Below are 5,610 nucleotides of genomic sequence, written 5' to 3'. Positions count from 1 at the left end.
ACGTGACGGGGGCGCTGATCCGCATCCACCACCCCGAGGAAACCCTCCCCAGGGTGTTGGCCGACCCAGTTGTTGCTCTGACTGTTGTCCACATACCAGAGCAGCAGACCCGGCTCGTAGCGCATCAGCTGATCCGAGACATTGATGTGAGCCAGTCCCTGGTCGACACCCGCGTGGCTGCGCCACTCGGCCAGGTAGTAGTGATCCTTGGCCTCATTGCCGTTGCTCTGAACGAAGCCTGCCAGGTCGAAGGCCGAGTCTGTCTCGGCCCCATCGCTGACCAGGGTCTCACCATCGGCGATGAGCAGGATCTCGTCCACGAACAGGCCCTGCTCGGCCACGCCACCATCGCTCAGATACTGCAAGCTGAGCTGGATCTGCTGACCGGCCCAGGGGCTCAAGTCGAAGTCGGCATCGACCCAGCCCCCCGAGTTGCCGGTGATGCCGATACCAAAGCCGATGCCGTTCGGATCGTCCGAGGTGGTCAGGTTGCCGGAGATAGGCTGGCCATTGACCAGTACCCGGGCATAGTCGAAGCCATCTTCTATCTGATACCAGGCCTTGAAGCCCAGGCTGGCGCTCTGCGTGCCGGTCAAGTCCAGGTTGAGAACCATGCGGTTGTCCAGATCGTTCCCCTTGCCGCCATGGTATTCAAACTGGCCGGCGTAGGGGGGATTGAGGGGCACCTGCTTGGCGGGCAGGTTGATGCGCACCACATCATCGTTGCGCCCCTTGTCATTGGCCTGGTCCAGCATATAGACATTGCCGCGTCGGCTGAGGTCATCGACATGCACGTTGCTGCCGTGCAGCCAGTTTCCGCCGAGGGAGGCTTGCAGGAACTCCTTGGCCCAGGCGGAAAAACCGGTCGGTTCGGTACCGCCAATCACGCCAGCCCAGGAGCCAGAGGACATGATGGACCAGGTGGCGACGGGCTCTCCCTTGCCACTGTATTTGGTATCGTATTCGTCCGGCAGGCCGAGATCGTGACCATATTCGTGGGCGCAAACCCCGGCCGCCGCATCGATGGGCTGTATGGTGTAGTCGTAGGCGGCGTATTGGCCGTTGAAGTTGCCGACCGGGCTGCTGGTGCCGGGAATGGGGTAGGGGTTGCCCAGGTTCCAGCGATGGGCCCAGATGGCATTCTCGCCCAGATCGCCGCCCCCGGCCTCTTCCCCCACACTGGCATGGAAGATCATCAGGTGGTCGATCAGCCCATCGGGCTCGTTACGATTGCCGTTGCCGTTCAGGTCGTAGCGATCCTCCTGATCAAACTCGGCGAGATCGATGCTGGGGTCGTTGGCTACCTGGATCAGCGCCTCTTTCACCAGGTCGCGCACCGCCGTTTCGTTCTGGTTATTGCCATAATCGGCGGCATTCTTGCTGGCGGTGTACCAGCCCGCGACCTGGCCACGCACGCTGTAGCTCTGGCCGGACTGCTGCTCGTAGAACTGGCGCATAGAGATGAATGTCTCGCCATTCGGGCCCTGGTAACCCTTGGCGGAGAACAGCAGATCGTTGTAGTGCGCCGGGGTATAGTCCGGGTAGTACATCCTGGTGAGCTCGGGACGCACACTGTTTTTCGGGTAATCGGGAAAGTCGACCAGAATGGCGAGGATCTTGTCCTGCCGCATGGTGCCGTGGTAGGTCTCCTTCTCGATGGATTTGAGCAACAGGGTGGGGATGCGATCACCGGGGCGGGCTGTGCCGTTCAAGCGGATCTTCTTGAGGATGCGCTCGCGCACTTTTCCCTCCTGCACCGCCAGAGCCCCATGGCTCTGATGGGAGCGGGACTTCTGGCGGTAGAAGCGGGCCAGGGCGGCCTGCTCCATCTCGGGTGACGCCAGGGTGGCAATCTTGCCACTCTTCCTGAGCATCTCCAGCACCTTGGCCTCATCGGCCAGAGGGGCATCGAAAGGGCCATGGGCAGGGGCAGCACTGGTTTGATTTCCAATCATAAGGGTCGAGCCGATCAGCAGGCTCAGTATGGTGTTTTTAGTCATTATTAACGTGCTCCATCACGTGAAAAAAAGGAGCCCGCAGGGGCTCCTCTCTCGTTTGCAAGCTCGGCTTGCCGACCCTTGATAACCCGAGTCGCCCCTTTTGTCATGGCGCTCCCGTTGTGCTGATATGCTGGACCGGCAGTGCTGGACGTCTGGTTCATTCTGACGTGAATGATCTTGTCTGTTAGATCTGCGGCACATGACACAATGGATGGAAGATAGTGCGGATTACCCCCCAAAATGGGCATATCCCCATTTGGGGGAGGGGCGACAGCCTGAACAAGGGGCAAGATGGACACCGACACTCGTTGAGCACGGCGCGCCGGACAGGTATGCTTTGCGCAACCATACCGCCTGGGAGGCAACATGAGTCTGGATATGCAAGAGTGGCGCGACGAAACGACCGCCATCGTTACCGAACTGCTGGCCGACGGCAGCAACCCTGAGCTCGATTACGAGATAGAGCACCACTTCGCCTGTCAGGATTTCGATCTGCTGGAGAAAGCTGCGGTGGATTTGTTCAAGGCTGGCTTTGAAGTGACTGATGCCGAAGAGATGGAGCTGGATGACGGTGCCACTATCTTCTGTTTCGATGCCACTGCCGAGTGTGCATTGAATGTGGAGCTCATTCTCGCCGATATCGAGAAGATGCGCCCCATACTCGAGAAATACGGTGTGGATTACGATGGTTGGGGCACTTACTTCCAGGAGTAATGCCGTATCTCCCGGGGCCGGCGCCGCCATATGGGTGGTGAGGGAAGACCAAACCGCCGCCATGGAGGGCGCCGGGAGCACAACACAAAAAAGAGAGGCCACCCCAGGGTGGCCTCTCTTTTTTGCAGCCGCTGAAGGCGCAGGTTGAGCCCCCGGGCTTAAGTATCGCTCAGGCCATAGCTGCGCCCGAACTCCTGGGGAGGCAAGGGGCGGCTGAACAGGTAGCCCTGCAGGCGATCGCAGCCCGCCTCGGTCAACCAACGGCGCTGCTCCTGGGTCTCGACCCCTTCGGCGGTGATCTGGATGCCGAGTTCATGACCCAGGCCGATGACGGAGCGCACTATGGCAGTGGTCGCGGCATTGCTGATCAGATCCCGGGTGAAGCTGCGATCCAGCTTGAGGGTGGCCACTTCGAGGCGCGGCAAATAAGCCAGGGAGCAGTAGCCGGTACCAAAATCATCGATGGCGAGCTGGAAACCGGCCTGGATCAGGCTGGAGAGGTTCTGCTCTATTTCGTCGGCGTTCTCCATCAATACCCCTTCTGTGATCTCCAGTTCCAGGGTCGTGGGTGAAATGCCGTGGCGCAGGGCGCAGGCCTGGATGCGCTCGCACAGTTCGGGGTCGCGAAACTGGAGTGGCGAGAGATTGACCGACAGCATGAGGTGCGGCCACACCTGCTGCCAGAGCGCAAGCTGGCCACAGCCTTGCTCGAGCATCAGTTCGCCGAGTCGGCCGATGAGTCCCAGCTCTTCGGCCAGGGGGATGAACTCGTCCGGCGCCACCATGCCAAGAGTCGGGTGAGGCCATCGGCAGAGCAGTTCGGCGCCATGCAGCTTGTCTTGCCGGGCGCAGATAATGGGTTGGTAGACGGCAATGAGTTCGGCCGAGCGGATAGCCTTGGGCAAGTCGGCACTGAGCTGTTTGCGGCGCTGCAACTGCTGGTAGAGCTCGGGATCGAACAGGGTGCAGTGTTGCTGCAGGCGTTTGCCTTCGGCCAGGGCTGCTTCGGCATGGCCCAGCAGACGCTCGGCGTCATTGGCTCGCCCCTGGGCGATACCGAGGAAGCTGGTGATCTGGATGCGATGCTCTTCGACCTGATAGGGGGCCATCAGCTCCCCTTGCAGGCGCTGGCTCCATTCGGCCAGGGGTTGATTCAGCTCGGGCAATAACAGGGCGAAATCATTGGCGGCGACCCGGCACAACAGGGCGTTGGCTGGCGTGAGGCGCTGCAAGCGCTGAGCGACCTGGCTGAGCAGGCGATCGGCGATGCGGATGCCGAATCTGTCGTTGATCTCGCGAAAATGCTGCAGATCGATGAGCAGCAGGCTGGCCTGGCGTCCGCCGAGATGGCGGCTGGTCTGCAGGAAATGGGAGAGCTTGAGCAGCCCGGTGAGGCTGTCGTAATGCTGCTCCTGCTGCAACTGGGCCTGAGTGGTGCGCAGCCCGGTGATGTCGCGACTCAGGGTGAGAATCCCGAGGGAGAGGCCGTTGTCGTCTGGCACCTCGACTCTGATGATCTCCAGATGGCGACCCTGCCCCTTGGCATCGAGCAGGCAGTATTCACCGCGGCCCATGGGCATCTGGGGGGGCAGGTGTTGACGGACGTTCTGGCCCAGCACTTCGCTTGCCTGCAACCCCATGAAATCGAGGAAGGCCTGGTTGCAGTCGAGCACCCGACCATCGTGATCCTCGAACCGGATAGGATCCGGTATGGCGTCGAGCAGGCGGCGCTGCAACAGCTGCTGCTGCTTGAAGGTCTGCTCCAGCTCCTTGTGCTGACCAATCTCGCTCACGACGCCAAACAGGGCGAGCGGGGCCCCCTCCTCGTCATAGAGGGGGACTTTATGGGTCTCTATCCAGAACTCGCTGTCGTCACGCAGGCAGAGTTGCTGCTGGTGCAACAGAGGTTCGCCGCGGGTCAGGATCTGGTTATCCTCTTCCCGAAACACGTCTCCCCAGGGGAGCTGGGCGTCCGTTTTTCCGAGGAGATCGCCCGGATGAGTGGCACCGGCGTGCTCGGCAAAATGACGATTGACCAGCAGGTAGCGGCCATCGGCACCCCGGCAGAAAATGCTGATGGGGAGTTGATCTATGATGGCTTGCAACTGATCTGGGGTGAACAAGGTGTGAAGGTGGGCTCAAAGGGCAAGTTTCGAGCAAATCTATGATAGGACACCCTTTTTGTAAAGCCCGCACGGGCCTTGATCATTTCTTTATTGTCCTGCTGACAGCCGTTGACGCTGGCGCCATAATAGCCGCCGGTTGGCCTATGGCCTCATGATGAGACGAGAAGAGACAGATGAAAAAGATAATGGGGAGCGCCCTGGCGCTGCTGCTGGCAGGCTGTGCAGCGGACAACAATGGTGGTGAGCAGTACCGTTACAATCCGCCGATCGCCAAGGCGACCAACAACACCCAGGAGATGCAGATCCCGGTCGATCTGGTCTGGGCTCGCGCCGAGAAGTGGTTTGCCGATCATGGCCTCAAGATAGAGACCAGCCAGCGCGCCACCGGCCTGATGACGGCCAATGTCGAGAATGCGGCCGACGGCCTGGAGTGGCTCGATTGCGGCACCATGGGATCCAAAGTTGCACTGGGTAACCCCAACTTGCAGATCAACCTGATCGTCACCCAGAGCGGCACCAACAGCGTGGCCACCGTCAACGTCAAGGGCAATACCGAGCTCTTCTTCGTCGAAGGCTCTGGTGAGCGGGTTGCCGCTCCCTCCATTACCCCGGTCTGCGTCTCGCGCGGTACCCTGGAGCAGGGTCTGTTCGCCACCCTGGGCAATTAATTGCTCGCAGGGTGACTCACTTAAGAGTGGCGAAGGTCTGAGTGACCAGGCCTCTTGAGTGGTTTTATTGCCCCAGCCGGGCAATAAAACGTCCAGCAATAA

General features: G+C 60.4%; 4 protein-coding genes. 2 read left to right on the top strand and 2 right to left on the bottom strand.

What is annotated here, in order from left to right:
* Window positions 1–2,000 (bottom strand): immune inhibitor A domain-containing protein (locus G113_RS18755; RefSeq protein ID WP_005908886.1); only part of this gene is annotated, 2,000 nt, incomplete at its 3' end.
* 378 nt (window positions 2,001–2,378) lie between these two features.
* Between G113_RS18755 and rraB the strand changes: the two genes are divergently transcribed.
* Window positions 2,379–2,714 (top strand): ribonuclease E inhibitor RraB, encoded by a 336-nt coding sequence (gene rraB / locus G113_RS18750; RefSeq protein WP_005908884.1) that lies wholly within the window; start codon window positions 2,379–2,381, stop codon window positions 2,712–2,714.
* 158 nt (window positions 2,715–2,872) lie between these two features.
* On the opposite strand, the gene G113_RS18745 is transcribed toward rraB, so the two are convergent.
* A complete protein-coding gene (locus G113_RS18745; RefSeq protein WP_005908882.1) occupies window positions 2,873–4,837 on the bottom strand; it encodes a sensor domain-containing protein in 1,965 nt (654 codons plus the stop codon).
* 176 nt (window positions 4,838–5,013) lie between these two features.
* On the opposite strand from G113_RS18745, the gene G113_RS18740 reads away from it, so the two are divergent.
* Complete coding sequence (locus G113_RS18740) at window positions 5,014–5,508, top strand: hypothetical protein (protein ID WP_040319391.1); 495 nt, start codon at window positions 5,014–5,016, stop codon at window positions 5,506–5,508.
* Window positions 5,509–5,610: the final 102 nt, after the last annotated feature.

It is taken from the genome of Aeromonas molluscorum 848 (assembly GCF_000388115.1).
Classification (GTDB): domain Bacteria; phylum Pseudomonadota; class Gammaproteobacteria; order Enterobacterales; family Aeromonadaceae; genus Aeromonas; species Aeromonas molluscorum.
The sequence above is the reverse complement of the archived record's forward strand: the minus strand, read 5'-3'. Positions and strand labels throughout refer to the sequence as shown.

Bases quoted from the DNA above. Each gene is read 5' to 3' on its own strand.
- rraB (WP_005908884.1), top strand. From the start codon at position 2,379: ATGCAAGAGTGGCGCGACGAAACGACCGCCATCGTTACCGAACTGCTG.
- G113_RS18740 (WP_040319391.1), top strand. From the start codon at position 5,014: ATGAAAAAGATAATGGGGAGCGCCCTGGCGCTGCTGCTGGCAGGCTGT.